Annotated in this window: 20 protein-coding genes, 1 tRNA gene and 1 pseudogene; 12 read left to right on the top strand and 10 right to left on the bottom strand. The window is 71.5% G+C overall.

Annotation, left to right across the window (positions count from 1 at the left end):
• The first annotated feature begins 9 nt into the window (after positions 1-9).
• A tRNA-Met gene (locus ACFSL4_RS06670) sits at positions 10-83 on the top strand.
• A gap of 91 nt (positions 84-174) precedes the next feature.
• On the opposite strand, the pseudogene ACFSL4_RS06665 reads toward ACFSL4_RS06670, so the two are convergent.
• The 5 genes and pseudogenes from ACFSL4_RS06665 to hisN form a co-directional block, all read right to left on the bottom strand.
• Positions 175-981: pseudogene (locus ACFSL4_RS06665) on the bottom strand (IS5 family transposase).
• A 39-nt stretch (positions 982-1020) separates the two neighbouring features.
• Positions 1021-1275 (bottom strand): DUF6332 family protein, encoded by a 255-nt coding sequence (locus tag ACFSL4_RS06660; RefSeq protein WP_381079529.1) that lies wholly within the window; start codon positions 1273-1275, stop codon positions 1021-1023.
• Between the two features lie 253 nt (positions 1276-1528).
• Complete coding sequence (locus ACFSL4_RS06655) at positions 1529-1945, bottom strand: Fur family transcriptional regulator (protein WP_381079527.1); 417 nt, start codon at positions 1943-1945, stop codon at positions 1529-1531.
• Positions 1946-2113: 168 nt separating this feature from the next.
• On the bottom strand, positions 2114-2518 hold the full coding sequence (locus tag ACFSL4_RS06650; protein ID WP_381079525.1) for a CBS domain-containing protein: 405 nt from the start codon (positions 2516-2518) through the stop codon (positions 2114-2116).
• 465 nt (positions 2519-2983) lie between these two features.
• A complete protein-coding gene (gene hisN / locus ACFSL4_RS06645) occupies positions 2984-3784 on the bottom strand; it encodes a histidinol-phosphatase (RefSeq protein ID WP_381079523.1) in 801 nt (266 codons plus the stop codon).
• Between the two features lie 202 nt (positions 3785-3986).
• On the opposite strand from hisN, the gene ACFSL4_RS06640 reads away from it, so the two are divergent.
• Entirely contained in the window at positions 3987-4595 is a 609-nt protein-coding gene (locus ACFSL4_RS06640) for a TetR/AcrR family transcriptional regulator (protein WP_381079521.1), read from the top strand.
• Between the two features lie 107 nt (positions 4596-4702).
• Here the strand turns inward: ACFSL4_RS06640 and ACFSL4_RS06635 are convergent, their stop codons facing one another.
• From ACFSL4_RS06635 to ACFSL4_RS06620, 4 genes are all read right to left on the bottom strand, one after another.
• Positions 4703-5026 carry a DMT family transporter gene (locus ACFSL4_RS06635; RefSeq protein WP_381079519.1) on the bottom strand — a complete coding sequence of 108 codons (324 nt, stop codon included), beginning with the start codon at positions 5024-5026 and terminating at the stop codon, positions 4703-4705.
• A gap of 102 nt (positions 5027-5128) precedes the next feature.
• Positions 5129-6139 carry a ribosome small subunit-dependent GTPase A gene (gene rsgA, locus ACFSL4_RS06630; RefSeq protein ID WP_381079517.1) on the bottom strand — a complete coding sequence of 337 codons (1011 nt, stop codon included), beginning with the start codon at positions 6137-6139 and terminating at the stop codon, positions 5129-5131.
• Positions 6140-6154: 15 nt separating this feature from the next.
• On the bottom strand, positions 6155-7471 hold the full coding sequence (aroA, locus tag ACFSL4_RS06625; RefSeq protein ID WP_381079515.1) for a 3-phosphoshikimate 1-carboxyvinyltransferase: 1317 nt from the start codon (positions 7469-7471) through the stop codon (positions 6155-6157).
• A 180-nt stretch (positions 7472-7651) separates the two neighbouring features.
• Positions 7652-8380, bottom strand: coding sequence for a M50 family metallopeptidase (locus tag ACFSL4_RS06620; protein ID WP_381079513.1), 729 nt, complete (start codon positions 8378-8380; stop codon positions 7652-7654).
• A 46-nt stretch (positions 8381-8426) separates the two neighbouring features.
• On the opposite strand from ACFSL4_RS06620, the gene ACFSL4_RS06615 reads away from it, so the two are divergent.
• From ACFSL4_RS06615 to ACFSL4_RS06570, 10 genes are all read left to right on the top strand, one after another.
• The gene (locus ACFSL4_RS06615; protein ID WP_381079511.1) at positions 8427-9242 is read left to right on the top strand and encodes an SOS response-associated peptidase; all 816 of its coding nucleotides are present in this window, start codon (positions 8427-8429) and stop codon (positions 9240-9242) included.
• 71 nt (positions 9243-9313) lie between these two features.
• Positions 9314-9967, top strand: coding sequence for an alpha/beta hydrolase family protein (locus ACFSL4_RS06610; protein ID WP_381079561.1), 654 nt, complete (start codon positions 9314-9316; stop codon positions 9965-9967).
• A gap of 255 nt (positions 9968-10222) precedes the next feature.
• Positions 10223-10906, top strand: coding sequence for an RNA polymerase sigma factor SigR (gene sigR / locus ACFSL4_RS06605; protein WP_381079559.1), 684 nt, complete (start codon positions 10223-10225; stop codon positions 10904-10906).
• Positions 10903-11205, top strand: a complete 303-nt coding sequence (gene rsrA / locus ACFSL4_RS06600; protein WP_381079509.1) for a mycothiol system anti-sigma-R factor — start codon at positions 10903-10905, stop codon at positions 11203-11205. The genes sigR and rsrA overlap by 4 nt, the downstream gene beginning before the upstream one ends.
• Positions 11206-11400: 195 nt before the next feature.
• Positions 11401-12855, top strand: coding sequence for an HD-GYP domain-containing protein (locus tag ACFSL4_RS06595; RefSeq protein WP_381079507.1), 1455 nt, complete (start codon positions 11401-11403; stop codon positions 12853-12855).
• Entirely contained in the window at positions 12852-14132 is a 1281-nt protein-coding gene (locus ACFSL4_RS06590; protein ID WP_381079505.1) for an HD-GYP domain-containing protein, read from the top strand. Before ACFSL4_RS06595 ends, ACFSL4_RS06590 begins: the two co-directional genes overlap by 4 nt.
• A gap of 177 nt (positions 14133-14309) precedes the next feature.
• On the top strand, positions 14310-15290 hold the full coding sequence (locus ACFSL4_RS06585; RefSeq protein WP_381079503.1) for a tetratricopeptide repeat protein: 981 nt from the start codon (positions 14310-14312) through the stop codon (positions 15288-15290).
• Between the two features lie 97 nt (positions 15291-15387).
• A complete protein-coding gene (gene def, locus ACFSL4_RS06580; protein WP_381079501.1) occupies positions 15388-16038 on the top strand; it encodes a peptide deformylase in 651 nt (216 codons plus the stop codon).
• A 330-nt stretch (positions 16039-16368) separates the two neighbouring features.
• Entirely contained in the window at positions 16369-17424 is a 1056-nt protein-coding gene (gene cyc1, locus ACFSL4_RS06575) for an epi-isozizaene synthase (RefSeq protein ID WP_381079499.1), read from the top strand.
• Positions 17421-18824, top strand: coding sequence for a bifunctional albaflavenone monooxygenase/terpene synthase (locus ACFSL4_RS06570; RefSeq protein ID WP_381079497.1), 1404 nt, complete (start codon positions 17421-17423; stop codon positions 18822-18824). The genes cyc1 and ACFSL4_RS06570 overlap by 4 nt, the downstream gene beginning before the upstream one ends.
• A 15-nt stretch (positions 18825-18839) precedes the next feature.
• On the opposite strand, the gene ACFSL4_RS06565 is transcribed toward ACFSL4_RS06570, so the two are convergent.
• A complete protein-coding gene (locus ACFSL4_RS06565; protein WP_381079495.1) occupies positions 18840-19802 on the bottom strand; it encodes a GlxA family transcriptional regulator in 963 nt (320 codons plus the stop codon).
• Between the last annotated feature and the right edge of the window lie 74 nt (positions 19803-19876).

The raw sequence follows: 19876 nt of genomic DNA, 5'->3' as shown, positions 1-19876 counted from the left end.
GTTCACCGACGCGGGGTGGAGCAGCTCGGTAGCTCGCTGGGCTCATAACCCAGAGGTCGCAGGTTCAAATCCTGTCCCCGCTACTGCAGGCCGAGGGCCGGAATCCGTACAGGGTTCCGGCCCTCGGCTGTTCATGACACGACGGGGTCGGCCTCGGCGCCGGTTCGTCCGTCTTCAGACGTCATCTCGTTTGGCGAGTCTGCGGTAGCAGATGAGGGTGCAGGCGATGCTGGTGAAGGCGAGGAAGTGGTCGGCCTTGCGTTCGTAGCGCCGGTGGAGGCGGCGGCAGCCGGCGAGCCAGGACATGGTTCGCTCGATGGTCCAGCGGTGCCGGCCCAGCCGTTGTGAGGACTCGATGCCTTTGCGAGCGATGCGGTGGGTGATGCCGCGTCCATGTAGCCATCGCCTCAGGTGGGGGTAGTCCCTTGTCCGCGTGGAGCTTTCCCGGCTTGCGCCGCCTGGGCCCGCGGCGGGAGCGGATCGGGGGTATGCCCTGGACCAGGGGGATCAGGGCTTGGCTGTCGTGCAGGTTCGCGTCCGAGATTCCGATGGATATGGGCAGACCAGTCCGCTCGGTGATCGAATGGATCTTCGAGCCGTACTTGCCCCGGTCGACAGGATTCGGACCTGTCAGGTCCCCCTATTCAGGGCCCGCATGTTCACCGAGTCGATCGCACAGCGTGACCAGTCCAGCTCGCCGCGGGCACCGAGCTCGTCGAGCACCACGCGGTGGAGCTTCGCCCACACCCGGGCCTTCGACCACTCGCTGAACCGTCGGTGGGCCGTCGCCCCTGACAAGCCGAAGGATGCTGTCGGCAGCTGCTGCCACGTGCAGCCCGACGTGGTCACGAACACGATCGCCGCCAGCACCTCCCGGTCGCCGTGCCGACGTCGGCCACCGCCCTGAGGTCGGACAGGAGCATCCGGCACCACCCGCTGGAACAACTCCCACAACTCGTCAGGCACCAGCCGTTCGACAATCCCCACGTCGGCAGGCTACCGACCGAAGGAGACCCGCAGTCAGCGCCCCTTACGGCGCTGCGCGTCGAAGCGGAGCAGTACCCGCACCAAACGCCACACTCCGGCCGACGCCCCAAGCAGGGCGCCCCCTGTCAGCGTGGCCTTTCCCGCTGGACTAGAGACCCCGAGAGCCAGGGCGGGAAGCAGGGCTACGGCAAAGACTGCCGCAGCCAGCGCGATGGCAGTCACCAGAGCGAAAACGATCTCCACCGTCATGGCGTCCTTCTCCCACCGCGACTCACGTCCCATGTCCATCCCGCAAGTCTCACATCACGGTCAAGCGCGCCGAAAGGCATCACCAAGGCGTCCCAACCAATTGAGATGGCCTCTCAGTGGGCGGGTCAGGTAGGCGAGGAAGTTCGCATCCTTCTTCCGGCCCGCCGCGAACCAGTGCCGACGGCCATATGACGGTTCGTCAGGCCCGGGAAGTCCGTACGCCGGAGCGGGCGCGCGCACGCCGAAAGGCCCCGGCGCCCCCGGGGTGCCGGGGCCTGGAGGTGGGTCGTGGTCAGGCCGCCGCGCAGCCGGGGCACAGTCCGCGGTACGTCACCTCGACGTCCGAGACCGTGAAGCCGAAGCGCTCCGAGTCGGGGAGGTCCGCCAGCGGGTTGCCTGTCGGGTGGACGTCCCGGATCGCGCCACAGTGGGCGCACACCAGGTGGTGGTGCGGCCGGTGCGCGTTCGGGTCGTACCGCTTGGCGCGCTTGTCCGTGGCGACCTCCAGCACCTCGCCGAGGGAGACCAGCTCGCCCAGCGTGTTGTAGACGGTCGCCCGGGAGATCTCGGGCAGCTTGGCGACGGCTCGGGCGTGCACCTCGTCGGCCGTCAGGTGGACGTGCTCACCGTCCAGGACCTCGGCGACGACGCGCCGCTGCGCGGTCATCCGCCATCCGCGTCCGCGCAGCCGTTCCAACAGGTCACTCATGCGGACCAGCCTAACAGCAGGGGGACCAGGTCCCGAACGGGTGTCATTTTGGATCATTACTTGACTTAGACCTCGTCCATCATAGGACCGCGGCCGCTACCGGCCAAGAGTCACGGGGAACGGGCCGGAACCGCGCCGTCGGGGTTCCGGCCCGTTCGCGCGCCCGTTCTAGGAGGCGGTCGCGACCGGGAGGGGCTGCCGGGCCGGTGTCCAGCAGCGGATGATGTCGCGGACCGAGACGATGCCGACCGGCTCGTCGCGGTCCAGGACGATCAGATGCCGGAAACCGCCGTGGGTCATGGCGCCCGCGGCCTCGTCGAGGGACCAGGTGGGGGTGGCGAACACCACGTCGGTGGTGGTGTGGGCGTGGGCGTGCTCGGTGTCCGGGCTCTGGCCCAGGCCGACGGAGTTGAGGATGTCGCGCTCGGTGAGGATGCCGAGGCCGCCGGCGTCCGGGTCGAGGACCACGGCCGCGCCGACGCGACGGGCGGACATCAGGGCTGCTGCCTGGCGGAGTGTGTGTGCGGGGCCGATGGTGAGGACCACCGTGCTCATGGCGTCGCGGACGAGCATGGGTGCGGAGCCACCTCCTAGGGCGCACGGGCTCGGATTCCGGTGGCGGGGGTGCCGTCGCCCGGGGGACTTTGTTCCGTGCTTCACAAATTCACAAATGAGGGGACTTTCAGAGTCGCAGGCAAAGGGCGGGTCAACAAGGGGGCGCACGCAGTGAGTTCCGGGGCGCTCGGGGTGCACGAAAGTATGCGTGCGTTCGGAGGTGTACGAGAGCCCCCCTGCGCTCGGCGGGACGCGGGAGTGCCCCCTGGTGCGCGGGGCGGGGCGCTTCTAGGGGGTGTTTCGAAAGTCCTGTGCGGTGCCCGCGGCGTCCGGTGCGTGTTCTCGGTGTGCCGGACGAAAGCCCTCGTACTGGACGTACTCGGGGTTTCGGCCGGTGCGGCGAGTGGGGGTGCCCCCTGCTCGAAGAGCCTGGGGGAGCGTGCCGGGCGCCGTGGGTGCTGTGCGGGACATCCGAAACACCCCCTAGTGGCGATCGTTCAAGTAGTCGAGCAGCGTGTCGTGCAGGAGACCGTTCGACGCGGCCGCGTTGCCGCTGTGCGGGCCGGGACGGCCGTCGAGTCCCGTGAAGGACCCACCTGCCTCCGTCACGATGATCGCGTTCGCCGCCATGTCCCACAGGGACAGCTCGGGCTCGGCGCAGATGTCGACCGAGCCCTCGGCGACCATCATGTAGGGCCAGAAGTCGCCGTAGGCCCGCGTGCGCCACACCGCGCGCGTCAGATCCAGGAAGCCGCCCAGACGGCCCTGCCCCTCCCAACCCGACAGGGAGGAGTACGCGAAGGACGCGTCGGACAGCTTCGCGACGTGCGAGACCCGCAGCCGTGACGCCGAGGACAGACTGCGGCCCGTGAACGCGCCGTGGTCCTTCGCGGCCCACCAGCGGCGGCCCAGCGCGGGAGCGGAGACGACGCCGACCACGGGCTGGTAGCCCCCCTCGCCCGCCTCCATGAGAGAGATGAGCGTGGCCCACACAGGCACCCCGCGCACGTAGTTCTTGGTGCCGTCGATCGGATCGACGACCCAGCGGCGCGGGCCCGTGCCCTCGATGCCGTACTCCTCGCCGAGGACCGCGTCGCGAGGCCGGGCGCGCTGCAGCTGACCGCGGATCAGCTCCTCGGCGGCCTTGTCGGCCTCGCTCACCGGCGTCATGTCCGGTTTGGTCTCCACCTTGAGGTCGAGGGCCTTGAACCGGTCCATGGTCGCGGCGTCCGCGGCATCCGCGAGCACGTGGGCGAGACGCAGGTCATCGAGATAGTCGGGCATGACCGAACGGTATCTGCCCGGTTCACGGGAGGGCCATACGACCCGGGCGGATCTTTCGGCGGACCCTCCGTATGACCGGGTGCGGTCGTGCCGTGACGGCGCGAGACATCCGGTGCGCACCCCCGGGGACGCCGCGAACCCTTGACAGTGCTGTGGGGCGCGCCAAATCTGTCCGTCAGAGCCGCCGGCCCCGAGGGAGGCGATGATGCCTGCAGCGCGGGAATCCCTACTGGACGCCGCCTACACGGCACTCGCGCGCCGGCCCTGGTCCGCCGTGCGCATGGTGGACGTGGCCGCCGAGGCCGGTGTCTCCCGGCAGACGCTGTACAACGAGTTCGGCAGCAAGGAGGGGCTCGCCCGGGCCCTGGTGCGCCGGGAGGCCGACGGATACCTCGCCGGGGTCGAGCGCGCGCTCAGCGCCCACGCCGAGGCCCGCGAGCGGCTCGCCGCGGTCGCGGAGTGGACCGCGGCGGCGGCCCGCGCCAACCCGCTCGTCCGCGCCATGCTGACCGGCTGCTGGAGCCGGCGCCTCCCCACGCCGACACTCTCGCCGGTGCCCTCGACCTCCGCGGTGCCCGCGCAACGCCGGGCCGACGGACCGCTGCCGTCGCCGACGGACCTCGTCGCCCTGGTGCGCGACCGTGCCGTGGCCGCGATGGCCGGGCCGGGGACGAGCAAGGCGGACGCGGCGGACCTGGCCCACTCCTGTGAGCTGGTGGTCCGGCTCGCCCTGTCGTGCGTGGCGGCTCCGCCGGGGCGGGGCGGGGTCGCGGAACTGGTGCGCAGCGCCCTGCCCCCGCAGCCGCGGTGAGCGACGCACGCCCGCGCGCCTGACCGCGTAGTACTACGGGCCCTGTCGACGACCACGGATGTCTCTGACGACGCATCACGGGCATCCCGAGACGCGTCCACGGCCTCCTAACGGGCGGACCCCGACAGTTGCAGCCCGATCACGCCGATGATCACCAGCGTGATCGAGACGATCTTCAGGGTGGAGACCAGGTCGCCGAGGAAGGCCATCCCGTAGATCGCCGTTCCCGCGGCGCCGATGCCCGTCCACACCGCGTACGCGGGGCCCACGTCGAGCTTCCGCAGGGAGAGCGTGAGCAGACCGAAGCTGCCGAGGGCGAAGGAGGCGAACGCGATCGTGGGCCACAGCCGGGTGAAGCCGTGCGAGAGCTTGAGACAGACGGCGAAACCGGTCTCCAGGAGCCCGGCCACGATGACCAGCAGCCACGCCATGTCTCGTCCTCCCGCGTCCCCACGCCGACTGTCAGCTGGTCGGATCCCGCCCGGTGCGAGTAAGCATTTACCGGCCCGGCAGGCGGGCAAACACCGCGGAGGTCAGTCCCCTTCCCGCCGGTCCCGGGTGGCCAGCAGCCTGCGCAGGGAGTACAGCCGCGCCGGATCGGCGTGCCCGTCGGCCACCCACTCGTCCAGGGCGCAGTCCGGTTCGTCGTGGCTGCACGCCCGTGGACAGCCCTCCGTGCCGGGCTCCAGGTCCGGGAAGGCGTGGATGACCCGGGACGGATCGATGTGCGCGAGGCCGAAGGACCGTACGCCCGGGGTGTCGACCACCCAGCCGTCCGCGTCCCGCAGCGGCAGCGCGAGCGCCGAGGTCGTGGTGTGCCGGCCGCGGCCGGTCACCACGTTCACCTCTCCCGTCGTGCGCTGCCGGTCCCCCGGGACGAGCGCGTTGACCAGCGTCGTCTTGCCCACCCCGGAGTGCCCGACGAACGCCGTGATCTTGCCGTGCAGATGGGCGCGCACCCGGTCCGCGGCGTCGCCGTCGTCCAGCTCCTCGCGGCTGGTGACCACGTACGGGATGTCCAGCGCCCCGTACAGCTCCAGCAGCTTGTCGGGCGGGGCGAGGTCGGACTTCGTCATCACCAGGAGCGGGTCGAGGCCGCCGTCGTACGCCGCGACCAGACAGCGGTCGATCAGACGGGGGCGCGGCTCGGGGTCGGCGAGGGCGGTGACGATGGCCAACTGGTCGGCGTTGGCGACGACCACGCGCTCGTAGGGATCGTCGTCGTCGGCGGTGCGACGGAGGACGGAGGCGCGCTCCTCGATGCGGACGATGCGGGCGAGGGTGTCCTTCGCGCCCGACAGATCGCCCACCAGGGCGACGCGGTCGCCGACCACCGCAGCCTTGCGGCCCAGCTCGCGGGCCTTCATAGCCATGATCGCACGGCCGTCGACGAGGCAGGTGAGCCGACCGCGGTCGACGGTGAGGACCATTCCCTCGGACGCGTCCTCGTGCTTGGGCCGGATGTTGGTGCGCGGCCGGTTGCCCCTGCGGTTGGGGCGCGTGCGGATGTCGTCCTCGTCGGTGTGCTTGCCGTAGCGGCGCATGGTCCCCTCCGCCCGTCAGTTCCCCAGCATTCCGGTCCACAGGTCGGGGAAGTCCGGCAGGGTCTTGGCCGTCGTCGCCACGTTCTCGATCTGCACGTCCTCGACCGCGAGGCCGATGACCGCGCCCGCGGTCGCCATGCGGTGGTCGTCGTACGTGTGGAACACCCCGCCGTGCAGACGGCGCGGGCGGATGTGCAGCCCGTCGGCGGTCTCGGTGACGTCGCCGCCCAGCTCGTTGATCTCCTTGGTGAGCGCCGCCAGGCGGTCCGTCTCGTGCAGCCGCAGATGGGCCACGCCCCGCAGGGTGGACGGCGAGTCCGCGAGGGCCGCGACCGCCGCGATTCCGGGCGTCAGCTCGCCCACCTCGCCCAGGTCCACATCGATGCCGTGGATGGCACCCGAAGCGGTGAATTCGAGGCCGCGCTCGGTCAGTTCGCAGGAACCGCCCATTTCGGTGAAGATCTCACGCAGCCGGTCGCCGGGCTGCGTGGTGCGCGCAGGCCAGTCGGGGATGACGACCGTGCCGCCGGTCACCAGGGCGGCCGCGAGGAACGGCTGAGCGTTGGACAGGTCCGGCTCGACGGTCAGGTCGCGGCCGAGCAGGGCGCCCGGAGTGACCCGCCAGACGTCGGGCTCGCCGCCGGACTCGGGGGTGTCCACCTGGGCGCCGACCGCGCGCAGCATGTCGACGGTCATCCGGATGTGCGGCATCGAGGGCAGCGTCGAGCCGGTGTGGCGGACCTCGACGCCCTGGTTGAAGCGGGGCGCGGACAGCAGCAGGGCGCTGACGAACTGCGAGGACGAGGACGCGTCGACCGACACCGGGCCGCCGTCCAGGGCACCGCTGCCGAGCACGGTCAGCGGCAGTGCGCCTCGCCCGTCGTCGTCGATGCGGGCACCGAGGACGCGCAGGGCGTCGATCACGCCGTGCAGGGGGCGCTCGTACGAACGCGGGTCGCCGTCGAAGCGGACGGGGCCGTCGGCGAGGGCGGCAACGGGTGGCAGGAAACGCATCACGGTGCCGGCGTTGCCGACGTCGACCGTGGCCGGGCCGTGCAGCGCGGCGGGGATCACGCGCCAGGTCTCTCCGGAGCCGTCGGGGCCGACCCCTTCTTCGATCCCGACGCCCATCGCGCGCAGCCCGGCGGCCATCAGCAGTGTGTCGCGGGAGCGCAGTGGGCGGCGCAGCCACCCCGGTTCGGAGGCGAGGGCCGCGAGCACGAGGGCGCGGTTGGTGACCGATTTCGACCCGGGCACGTGGACCGTCGCGTCGACGGCTCCGCTCGCGTGCGGGGCGGGCCAGAGGGCGGTGTGTGCGGGGTTAACGGTCATGCGCCCCACTTTAGTGGCTGGCCCAGCCCGGGGATCTTGATCAAAAGCGGCGAAATACGAGCGAAACCGTGGTCTGATATGCGAGGCGGAATGGGCCGAGCATCTATGCGCGGTCACAAGCGGTCGCGCACGGACAACCGGCCACGGTCACGGGCGCCTCGTGCTCGTCGCCGGTTCCGGTCACAGACGCAGCAGCCACCGTCCGCCTCCGGTGAGCGAGCACAGCGACACCGCGTGGAACAGGAACAGCCACAGCCCCGCCGGCACATGGGTGAGCCGCGACAACTGGTCCGCGTCCGAGTCCCCGGCTCCGCCGCGGGACCGCTTCGCCTGCAGTTCGAACGCCGGGCGCACGCCGCCGACCAGCAGGAACCACACGACCGCGTACGCGAACGCCGCCTGTACCTGCGGGTCGGCCAGCCACGACACCAGCAGGAAGGCGCCCCCGGCGAGGACCACGGTCAGCACGCCGTAGGCGTTGCGGATCATCACCAGCATCACCAGGAGCAGCGCGGTGGCCAGCCACAGCAGCAGGGTGATGTGCCCGGTGGCGAGCAGCGCCGCGCCGCCGAGGCCGAGCAGCGGGGGAGCGGTGTAGCCCGCGGCGGCCGTGAGGATCATGCCGAGGCCGCGCGGCCTGCCGCGGCTGACCGTCAGGCCGCTGGTGTCGGAGTGGAGCCGGATGCCGGTGAGGGTGCGGCCGGTGAGCAGCGCGACCAGTCCGTGGCCGCCCTCGTGCGCGATGGTGATGGCGTTGCGCGATATCCGCCACACCCCCGGCGGCACGACCACGGCGAGCGCGGCGCCCAGGGTGGCGATCACCACCCACAGATCGGGATCCGGCTGGCTGCCGAAGACCCGGTCCCAGAGGCCGGTCAGCGAGAGCGAGGTCGAGGCGAGACTTTCCATACCGGGAGTGGCTCCTGGGCTCGTCGGATCTGGCAGGGTGGCACGCATGTGCGGACGGTACGCGGCGAGTCGCAGCCCCGAGGATCTCGCGGGAATCTTTGAGATCGACAGGACGGAGCCCGAGGAGGCCCTGGCACCCGACTACAACGTGGCCCCGACCAAGGAGGTGTACGCGGTCCTGGACCGTCCTGTGAAGGACGCCGGCGACGACCGGCCGGTTCGCCAGCTGCGCAGACTGCGGTGGGGCCTCGTCCCGTCCTGGGCCAAGTCGCCCGAGGGCGGCGCCCGGATGATCAACGCGCGCGCCGAGACGGTGCACGAGAAGCCGGCGTACCGCCGCGCCTTCGCCGCCCGGCGGTGCATCGTGCCCGCCGACGGCTACTACGAGTGGGTCACCGGCCGTCAGGAGCGCGACCTGGAGGTCGAGGGCCGCAGGAAGCGGCCGCGCAAGCAGCCGTACTTCGTGCTGCCCGCCGACGGCTCGGTCTTCGCGATGGCCGGGCTGTACGAGTTCTGGCGGGACAGGACCCTGCCGGACGACCATCCGCGGGCCTGGTGGGTGACCTGCTCGGTGATCACCACAGAGGCCGAGACGACCCTCCTGGCGACGGCACCGGCCGAGGGGCCGCGCTCCCTGGTGGACATCCACCCCCGCATGCCGCTGATGCTCACCCCGGACCGCTGGGACGCCTGGCTCGACCCGTCCCGCACGGACCCCGACGACCTGCGGTCCCTGCTGGAGCCGCCGCCCCCGGGCCTGATGCGCGCCTACCCGGTCTCGACTGCGGTCAGCAACGTCCGCAACAACGGTCCGGAGCTGCTGAAGGAGCTGGCTGCACCCGAAGAGGGCACACTGTTCTGACGTGGCGGATGTAACGGATGTGGCGGATGTAACGGACGTGACGGATGTGACCGACGCACGACGTGACGGATGTGACGGACGTGACTGATGTGACGGACGTGACGGAGAGTGTCGAGACCGAGGCGGGCACGGCCCGTGTCATCTGGCACCGGGCACGGACGGCGCGGCTCGTGCTCGCGCTCGGCCACGGCGCCGGAGGGGGTGTCGAGGCGCGCGACCTGCAGGCGCTGGCCCGGGTGCTGCCCGCGCACGGCGTGAGCGTCGCGCTCGTCGAGCAGCCCTGGCGTGTCGCCGGGAAGAAGGTGGCGCCCGCGCCGAAGACGCTCGACCTGGGCTGGTGCGGCGTGTGGCCCGTCCTGGAGCGGCCCGGGCGGCCGGTGATCGCCGGCGGGCGCAGCGCCGGGGCCCGGGTCGCCTGCCGTACGGCCACCGCACTCGGCGCCCTGGCCGTCCTGGCGCTGAGCTTCCCCCTGCACCCGCCCGGCAGACCCGAGAGGTCCCGCGCGGACGAACTGCTCGGCGCGGGGGTGCCCACGCTGGTCGTCCAGGGCGGCAACGACCCGTTCGGGCGGCCGGAGGAGTTCCCGCCGGGGCCGTACGGCATGGTCGAGGTGCCCCGTGGTGATCACGGCTTCGCGGTGCCGAAGCGAGCGGACATCACCCAGGAGCGGGCCCTGGGGACGATCACCGACGCGGTGGTGGCGTGGGCTGCGTCACTCGGGTGATGCCGGGGAATGCCCCGGGACGGGCCACTGTTGTGCGGGGCAGACAGCACCGGCCGTGCTGCGCCGACCGTGCGAGAGGAAGTCCGCCGTATGGGTTCGATCATCTGCCCGAACCGTCGCAGCAGCGCTGACCTGGACTGGACGGTGCTGCACGCGGCCAAGGCCGCACCGATTCGAGCGGCGGCGGGCAAGGATGTTCGTCTATTCTCCGATTCCAGTGGGACCGGTTTCGGTCCTGCCACATCGCTGGAGGAGGTGGGTCAGGTCACCGGTACCGACGCAGGGACCGAACACGGCCAGGCGGAGCAGCCCGAGGGCCGGGGCACGGGTGTGGAATCGTCCACCGAGCGCAGCGCGCGCTTCGAACGGGACGCGCTCGAGTTCCTCGACCAGATGTACTCGGCCGCGCTGCGCATGACGCGCAACCCCGCCGATGCCGAGGACCTGGTGCAGGAGACGTACGCGAAGGCGTACGCGTCCTTCCACCAGTTCCGTGAGGGCACCAACCTCAAGGCGTGGCTGTACCGGATCCTCACCAACACGTTCATCAACTCCTACCGCAAGAAGCAGCGCGAACCCCAGCGCAGCGCGGCCGAGGAGATCGAGGACTGGCAGCTCGCGCGCGCCGAGTCGCACATGTCGACCGGTCTGCGCTCCGCCGAGTCCCAGGCGCTCGATCACCTCCCCGACTCGGACGTCAAGGAAGCGCTGCAGGCGATCCCCGAGGAATTCCGCATCGCCGTCTATCTCGCGGACGTCGAGGGGTTTGCGTACAAGGAGATCGCGGACATCATGGGGACACCCATCGGCACGGTGATGTCCCGGCTGCACCGGGGCCGTCGTCAACTGCGCGGCATGCTCGAGGATTACGCCCGTGAGCGCGGGCTGGTCCCGGCCGGTGCCGGAGAGTCGAACGAAGCGAAAGGCTCGGGCTCATGAGCTGCGGAGAGCCGCACGAGACGGACTGCAGTGAGGTGCTCAAGCATCTCTACGAGTTCCTCGACCGTGAGATGCCGGACATCGACCGCACCAAGTTCGAGCACCACTTCGAGGAGTGCTCGCCGTGCCTGGAGAAGTACGGCCTGGAGCAGGCCGTGAAGAAGCTGGTCAAGCGGTGCTGCGGCCATGACGAGGTGCCGACCGACCTGAGGGCGAAGGTCATGGGCCGCATCGAGCTGATCCGCTCGGGCCAGACGCTCCCCGAGCACGACGTGACCGCGACGCCGCAGGAGTCCTGAACTCCAGTTCGGGGAACCCGCGGCCGGGTCGCGGCGCGTATCACCCGAATGTGCTAATCCGCGGGGCGTGCACCCACGGATTCCCCCAAATGCCGCCCTCGTGCGCCGCCCTCCCCTTTAGGCTCCGGAGCCTTGATGGGCATGTCCGGGCCCGCCCCGGTTCGGGGCCGGGCGCGGGTCCGGGGGAGGTACGTCATGGGGCCGGTCCGGCCAGCGGTGCGCGTGTACGTCGGCTGCGCCGTGCTCGGCGCCCTCGTGTGCATGGCTCCCGCCGCGGACCCCCGGCTCCCCTGGCGGGCCGTCCTCCCGCTCGCCGCGCTCTACGCCGCCTTCGAACAGATCCCGCGCTGCCGCCCCGGCGGTCGCCCGGCCCCCGAGGGCCTGGGCCCCTTCTTCCCCGTGCTGCTCGCCGGCGCCTTTCTGCTGCCGCCGCCGGCCGCCGCCCTCGTGCCGCTGCCCGGGGCGCTGCTCGCCCCCGTCGCCCGGCGGCCGCAGTGGCTGCGCCGGAGCTGGCGGGCCGTCCAGCTGGCGCTCGCCGTGGCGGCCGCCTCACGGGTGCACGCGGCGCTGGGCGGCCCGGAAGCGGCCGCCGCCCCGCGCTTCCCGTACGCGCTGCTGCCGGCCGGGGCCGCCGTGGGGGCGTTCTGCCTGGTGCTGACCGCGCTCGACAGCGGGATCCTGGCGCTGGGAGCGGGCGTACCGCCCAGGTCCGCCGGGCAGCCGAGGAGGGGCCGAGAGCTCGGGGGCGCCTGGCGCGGGCTGTTCCTGGGCTCCCTCGCGCCCGTCGCCGTGCACGGTCTCGCCGGGCTGATGATGGCGGTGCTGTGGCGCAGCCTGTACGGACCGGTCGCCGCGCTGCTCGTGCTCCTGCCCATGTACCTGTCGTGCTGGGTGTTCGCCCAGTACCACCGCGAGCGCGCCGCCCACCGGGCCACCATCCGCGCCCTCGTCCAGGCCGTCGACATCAAGGACGGCTACACGCGCGGGCACAGCGAGCGGGTGGGGCAGGCATCGATGATGATCGCGCGCGAACTCGGCATGGACGACGAGCGCGTCGAGGTGCTGCGGTTCGCCGGAATCCTGCACGACATCGGCAAACTCGGCGTCCCCACAAGGCTGTTGAGGAAGGACGGCCCGCTCACGCCGGAGGAGCGGCGGATCATCGAGCTGCACCCCGAGTACGGCCACGAGATGGTCCGCGGGATCGGGTTCCTCGGTGAGGCGCGGTCGGCGATCCTCCACCACCACGAGCGCCTGGACGGCAGCGGATACCCCTACGGCCTGATGGGCACTCAGATCCCGGAGTGCGCACGGGTGGTGGCGGTCGCCGACGCCTTCGACGCCATGACCTCGACCCGCTCCTACCGGCGCGCCCGTCCCGTTGCGGCCGCGCTGCGGGAGCTGGAGCGGTGCGCGGGCGCGCAGTTCGACCCGGCGATGGTGCGGGCGCTGATCCGCGCGCTGGAGCGGTGGGGGTGCCCGGGTTCAGGGGGCTCCCCCCGATCGAGTGAAGCCGAAGGCGGGGGAGAGGCCGGGGGCGGCTGGTATCCGGCGGTGACCTCGGACGAGGAGCGTCCTACCGTGCCGTCGCCGGCCCTGCCCGCGCCCGGCCCGCTGGAGGGACAGCGGCGCGGCGGGGGCGGCGCATGACCGTGCGGGGGCTGCCTCTGGTGCTCGCCCATGCGGCGGCGGCGCTGCTCGCCGTCGGCTGCCTCGGCAGCACCCTCTGGCACGGCCTGGAGGAACCCTCCGTCGCCCTGGCCTTCGGGGTGCTCGTCGCCGTCGGGGAGCTGTCCCGGTGGAGCGACGGAGGGGAACGGGAGCCCGCGCCCCTCGGGGCGGCCGGAGCGCTCTCCTACGCCCTGCTCGGGCAGAACGCCGGGCAGCCCACCCACCACGGGGTGCCCCAGGTCGTCACCGTGGTCCTCGCGGCCGCCCTCGCCGGCTGCGTCCCGCACGTGGCCCGCGGCCGCGGACCCACCGCCGACCACCTCACCCGTCGCCTCCTCACCGCCGGCTTCGCCGCCGTCTGCTTCCAACCGGTCTACGACCATGGCAGTTTGCACGGCGGGGGCGGACCCGCCTACGCGCTGCTCGTCGTCGCCCTGCTCGTGCTCACCACCCTGTGCGACGCCGTGCTCGCCGCCGCCCTCGCGCACTCCCGCACCGGCTGGCCGTTCGGGCCGCTGCTGCGCGACGAACTGCGGGCGAGGCTCGGCATCGACTCGGCGGTGTGCGCGACCGGCGCGGTGATGTCGCTCGCCGTCGGGGTCGTGGGCCTGTGGGCGCTGCCCGTATTCTCGCTGCCGCTGCTGCTCACCCAGCTGTCCTACCGGCGGTACGCGGCCGTGCGCACCACCTACCGGCAGACCATCGCCTCTCTGGCCCGGGCCACCGAGATCGCCGGGTACACGCCCCCCGGGCACGCCCGCCGCGTGGCCGCGCTCAGCCGGGCCGTCGGCCGGGAGCTGGGCCTGTCCGAGCCGGAGCTGACCGTGCTGGAGTACGCGGCCCTCATGCACGACATCGGGCAGCTCAGCCTCGTCGACCCCGTGCCCTCCGGCGCCACCGCCGCGCTGCCCGCCGAGGAACAGCGGCGCATCGCGCTCCTCGGCGGTGCCGTCGTCCGCCAGACCGGGGTGGACGCCGCGGTGGCGGTCGTCGTGGAGCGGCAGGCGGACCTCTACCGGGAGCAACCGGTCAGCGCCAGGATCGTCCGGACCGTCAACGCGTACGAGGAGATGGCGAGGGAAGAGGCAGGACCGGGAGGACCGCTCAGCGCGCTGGAGCGCCTGCGGCTCGGCTGCGCCCGCGACTACCAGCCGGAGGTCGTGGAGTCGCTGGCCAGAGTGCTGCGGCACAGGGGCGGTGCCGCGGTCCACCCGGGCGGCCGGCTCCGGGGGAGCCCCGGTCGGGTGCCGTGGTGAAGACGGACGGGCGGTCTGACCCTGCCGTCATCGGGGTAACCCATGGGTAATGAGCGCCCGTCCGGCGCTACGTGGTTGGATGCGAGGAGAGGGGGCCGGGGGCGCGGCGCGGCCGTGGCCCCGTGGACGCCGAGCGACCGGCAGACGGGAAGCGCAAGGGACTGGCAGGCGGGAATCGTGAGGATCTTCGGCAAGGGACGGCACCGGCCCTCCGCCTCCTGGCGGCAGGCCACCGACCGCGCGTTCACGCTGATCGGCGACGGGCGGTACGAGGATGCGGGGGCGCTGCTGACCCGTGCCGCGGACCTGGAGCCATGGCTGTCGGAGTCCTGGTTCAACCTTGCGCTGCTGCACAAGTTCCGCCACGACTGGGAGCAGGCCCGCACCGCCGGGCTGCGCGCCGTGGCCCTGCTCGACCGCGAGACCGGGGCGCCCGACTGGTGGAACGTGGGCATCGCCGCCACCGCCCTGCAGGACTGGCCGCTGGCCCGCCGAGCCTGGCAGGCGTACGGCCTGCGGGTGCCCGGCGGTGCGACCGCCTCCGGAGAGCCCTTCGGCATGGAGCTGGGCAGCGCGGCGGTGCGGCTGTCGCCGGAGGGTGAGGCGGAGGTCGTCTGGGGGCGCCGGCTGGACCCCGCCCGCATGGAGGTGCTCTCCATCCCGCTGCCGTCCTCCGGGCGTCGCTGGGGCGAGGTGGTGCTGCACGACGGCGTCCCGCACGGCGAGCGCACGACGGCCGCCGGGCACGCCTACCCCGTCTTCGACGAGATCGAGTTGTGGGCGCCCTCGCCGGTGCCCACCTGGGTCGTGCTGCTGGAGGCCGAGACCGAGGACGACCGGGACGCACTGGAGCAGCTGGCCGCCGACGCGGGCTTCGCCGCCGAGGACTGGTCCTCGTCCGTGCGGCTGCTGTGCCGGATGTGCTCCGAGTCGCGGATGCCGTCCGACGAGGGCGACGGCGAGCACCTGGACCCGCACGACCACAGCGAGCCCGGGCACCCGGGACCGCTGGGGCACCGCACGGACGGGCAGCTGTGGGTGCCCGAGCGCGAGTGCGGCATCGCGGCGCCCGCCTCCCTGGTGCGCGGGCTGCTCGACGGCTGGGTCGCGGACAGCCCGGACTCCCGGGACTGGCGGGACCTCGAAGAGGTCTGCTGACACCGTCCCGCCCCAGGATCCCGGGGAAGGCACCCGGCCCCGCCCCGTAGGCTGTACGGGCAGGTTTCTCCAAGGTTGCAGGAAGGCGTACGTCGTCATGGCGCAGCAGGACACCGATCAGCAGCACGCGGGCGTGCTCCCCGTGGACGACGAGGGCTTCGTCATCGACACCGAGGACTGCCAGGAGCGCGAGGCAGCCTGGCGCGAGCGCGGCACCTCGCGGCCGATCACGGTGGTCGGTAACCCGGTGCTGCACAAGGAGTGCGCGGACGTCACGGAGTTCGGCGAGGAACTGGAGCGGCTGGTGGCGGACATGTTCGCCAGCCAGCGCACCGCCGAGGGCGTGGGACTCGCCGCCAACCAGATCGGCGTCGACCTGAAGGTCTTCGTCTACGACTGCCAGGACGACGAGGGCGTCCGGCATGTCGGCGTCGTCTGCAACCCACGGCTCGTGGACCTGCCCGCCGACCGGCGCCGCCTGGACGACAGCAACGAGGGCTGCCTGTCCGTGCCCACCGCGTACGCGCCGCTCGCCCGCCCCGACTACGCCGAGGTGACGGGGCAGGACGAGAAGGGCAACCCCGTCAAGGTGCGCGGTACCGGGTACTTTGCCCGGTGTTTGCAGCACGAGACGGACCACCTGTACGGCTACCTCTACATCGACCGGCTGTCCAAGCGGGAGCGCAAGGACGCCCTGCGGCAGATGGCCGAGAACGCGCCGCGCTACCCCGTGGTGGCCAACGACTGAGCCGGCCGAGGGGGCGGGAGAGCCCCCGACGCCGATACCGACGCCGACGCCTGGCCGGGTTCCCCCGGCCAGGCGTCGTTCATATGTGCGACGCACATTCGAGCCCTTGGACATGCCAATTGATCAATAATCAGTCACCGAGGGGGCATTCTCGGCACAGTGGGGTAGTGCGTGGAGCAAATCCGTTCCCACAGCGGTCAGTTGTGGTGCTGAATGGAAAGCGCTGAGATACGCAACGGGCGCACGCCCGGCACGGCAGGGGGGGCGGAGCGCCGACTGGCGGCTGAGAGGGGTTTGTCCGTGCCAGCTTTCCCGTACAGCACTTCATCCATGACAAGGGTGGTCGCGGTTCCACCGGCACTCTCCCTGCCGGTGATCGAGGCCGCGTTTCCCCGCCGACTGCACCCGTATTGGCCCCGTCTGCAGGAGAAGACGCGTTCCTGGCTGCTGGAAAAGCGGCTCATGCCGGCGGACAAGGTCGAGGAACACGCCGACGGCCTGCGCTACACCGACCTCATGGCGGGCTACTACATCGGCGCGCCCGACGACGTCCTGCAGGCGATCGCCGACTACAGTGCGTGGTTCTTCGTCTGGGACGACCGGCACGACCGCGACATCGTCCACCGGCGGCCCACCGCCTGGCGGAGGCTGAAGCTGCAGCTGCATGCCGCCCTCGACTCCCCACGGACCCACCTGTACCACGTGGATCCCCTGGTCGCAGGGCTCGCGGACAGTGTGATGCGGCTGTACTCGTTCCTCAGTGAGAAGTGGAACGCCCGCTTCGCCCGGCACTTCCACGCGGTGATCGAGGCGTACGACCGCGAGTTCCGCAACCGCACCTCGGGCACCGTCCCGACCGTCGACGCCTATCTCGAACTCCGGCGGCTCACCTTCGCGCACTGGATCTGGACCGATCTGCTTGAGCCGAGTGCGCGGCACGAAATGCCCGACGCCGTACGGAAACACCCCGCGTACCGGCGGGCGGCACTGCTGAGCCAGGAATTCGCCGCCTGGTACAACGACCTGTGTTCGCTTCCCAAGGAAATCGCGGGCAAAGAGGTCCACAATCTCGGAATCAGTCTCATTCACCATCGGGGACTGACGCCCGAAGAGGCCGCCGAAGAGGTGCGGCGAAGGGTCGAGGGCTGCATATCCGATTTCCTCGCCGCGGAGAAGGATGCGCTGCGGTTCGCGGACGCACTCGCCGACGGGACCGTGCAGGGAAGCGAATTGAGCACCGCAGTGAAGAGGATCGTCGCGAATATGCGGAACTGGTTCAGCACCGTGTACTGGTTCCACCACGAGTCCGGCCGGTACATGGTCGACAGCTGGGACGACCGCTCGACACCCCCGTACGTCGACAATCAAGCGGCAGGTGAGAAATGACCCGGAAATCCTCTCCCAACCCCCCGGCTCCCCCCGGCGAGCCGGCGCCCCCGCGGCCCGGTCCATCGGCGGAGGGGCGGCTTGCGCCCCTCGCGGCCGGCGGTGTCCCCGGGCTCGGGCACGGCTGGAAACTGGCCCGCGACCCACTGGGCTTCCTGTCCCGGCTCCGCGACGACGGCGACGTCGTACGGCTGAGGTTCGGCCCGAAGACGGTGTACGCCATCACCACCCCGGCGCTCACCGGGGCGCTCGCGCTGAACCCCGACTTCCACATCGGCGGCCCCCTGTGGGAGTCCCTGGAGGGCCTGCTCGGCAAGCGGGGCGTGGCCACCAGCAACGGCCCGCTGCACCAGCGTCAGCGGCGGGCGATCCAGCCCGCCTTCCGGCAGGACGCCATTCCCGGCTACGGACCGGTCATGGCGGAGGAGGCGCAGGCGCTCGTGGAGCGCTGGCGGTCCGGCCGGCCCTTCGACGTCACGGCGGAGGCGTTCCGGGTGGCCGTCCGCGTCACCGCCCGCTGCCTGATGGGCGGCACATACATGGACGCGCGGGCCGACCGGATCTGCGCCGCCCTCGCGACGCTCTTCAGCGGCATGTACCAGCGGATGGTCATGCCGCTCGGGCCGCTGTACCGGCTGCCGATTCCGGCCAATCGCGAATTCAACCGGGCTTTGGCCGATTTGCATCTCCTGGTCGACGAGATCGTCGCCGCCCGCCGGGCGTCCGGTCAAAAACCGAACGATTTGCTGATGGCTTTGCTGGAAGCGAAGGACGAGAATGGCGAGCCCATTGGGGAGCAGGAGATCCACGACCAGGTCGTCGCGATAGTCACGGCAGGCAGCGAAACAGTCGGCTCCATGGTCATGTCGCTCCTCCAGGTCCTCACCGATCACCCCGAACAGGCGGACAAGATCCACGACGAGGTGAAAACTGTCGTGGGTGACCGGGCGGTCGTATTCGAGGACATCCCGAAGCTGACGCACACCGCGAATGTCATCGTCGAGACAATGCGTTTGCGTCCCGCCGTATGGATATTGACGCGGCGGTCGGTCGCCGACACGCAACTCGGTGGGTATCGCATTCCGGCCGGGTCGGACGTCGTGTACAGCCCCTACGCGATCCAGCGCGATCCACGGTCGTACGAGCGCCACGAGGAGTTCGCCCCCGACCGCTGGCTGCCGGAGCGGGCCAAGGACGTGCCCAAGTACGCGATGAGCCCCTTCGGGGTGGGCAACCGGAAGTGCCCGGGCGACCACTTCTCGATGGCCGAACTCACGCTCATCACGGCGGCGATGGCGTCGGCGTACCGCTTCGAGCAGGCGCCGGGCTCCGACGACAGGCTCCGTATCGGGATCACGCTCCGCCCGCGCCGGCTGCTGCTGAAGGCCCTGTCCCGGTGAGGCGCGGGCGCACGTTCAGGCGGCCTGCGGGCCCCTGAACGTGCGCCTGTAGGCGTTCGGCGTCGTGCCCAGGGCGCGGACGAACTGATGGCGCAGCGCCGCCGCCGTGCCGAAGCCGGTGCGGTCGGCGATCGCGTCCATCGTCTCATCGGTGCGCTCCAGCAACTCCTGGGCGAGCAGTACCCGTTGGCGCAGGATCCAGCGGTACGGGGTGGTGCCGGTCTCCTGCTGGAACCGGCGGGCGAAGGTGCGCGGCGACATATGGGCGCGGGCGGCGAGTTGCTCGACCGTCACCTCCTCGTCGAGGTGCCGCTCCACCCACGCCAGCACCTCCGCGACCGTGTCGCACTGCGACCGCGGCAGCGGCCTCTCGATGTACTGGGCCTGGCCGCCGTCGCGGTGCGGCGGTACCACCATGCGCCGGGCGATCCTGTTGGCGACGTCCGGCCCCTGCTCCTTGCGCACGATGTGCAGGCAGGCGTCGATGCCGGCCGCGGTGCCCGCGGAGGTGATCACCGGATCCTCGTCGACGTACAGCACGTCCGGTTCGACGACGGCCCGCGGGAAGCGCCGGGCGAGTGTGTCCGCATGGCGCCAGTGCGCCGCGCAGCGCCGCCCGTCCAGCAGCCCGGCGGCGCCCAGCACGAAGGCGCCGGAGCAGACACTGAGCACCCGGGCCCCGCGCCCGGCGGCCCGGCGCAGCGCGTCCAGGAGCTCCGGCGGGTACGACCGCGACACATAGGTCTCCCCGGCCGGCACGGCGATCAGGTCGGCCTCCTCCAGCCGTTCGAGCCCGTGCGCGGCGGACAGGGTGAATCCGCAGTTGGCACGGAGCACGGGCCCCTCGGCCGAGGCGACCGCGAAGTCGTACACGGGCAGTCCCTCGTCGCTGCGGTCGATGCCGAACACCTCGCAGACGACGCCGAGTTCGAAGGGGTGCACGCCGTCGAGGAGGACGGCCGCCACGTTCTTCAGCATGGGACCAGTGTGCCGCAGAAGTGGCAGTAATTCGAGGGTGTGCGGCAGTCCTGCCACTCACGGTAAGGGGCATC

Source organism: Streptomyces caeni, from assembly GCF_042678285.1.
GTDB lineage: Bacteria > Actinomycetota > Actinomycetes > Streptomycetales > Streptomycetaceae > Streptomyces > Streptomyces caeni.
Note: the sequence above shows the minus strand (reverse complement) of the source record. Positions and strands in the feature narration are given on the sequence as shown.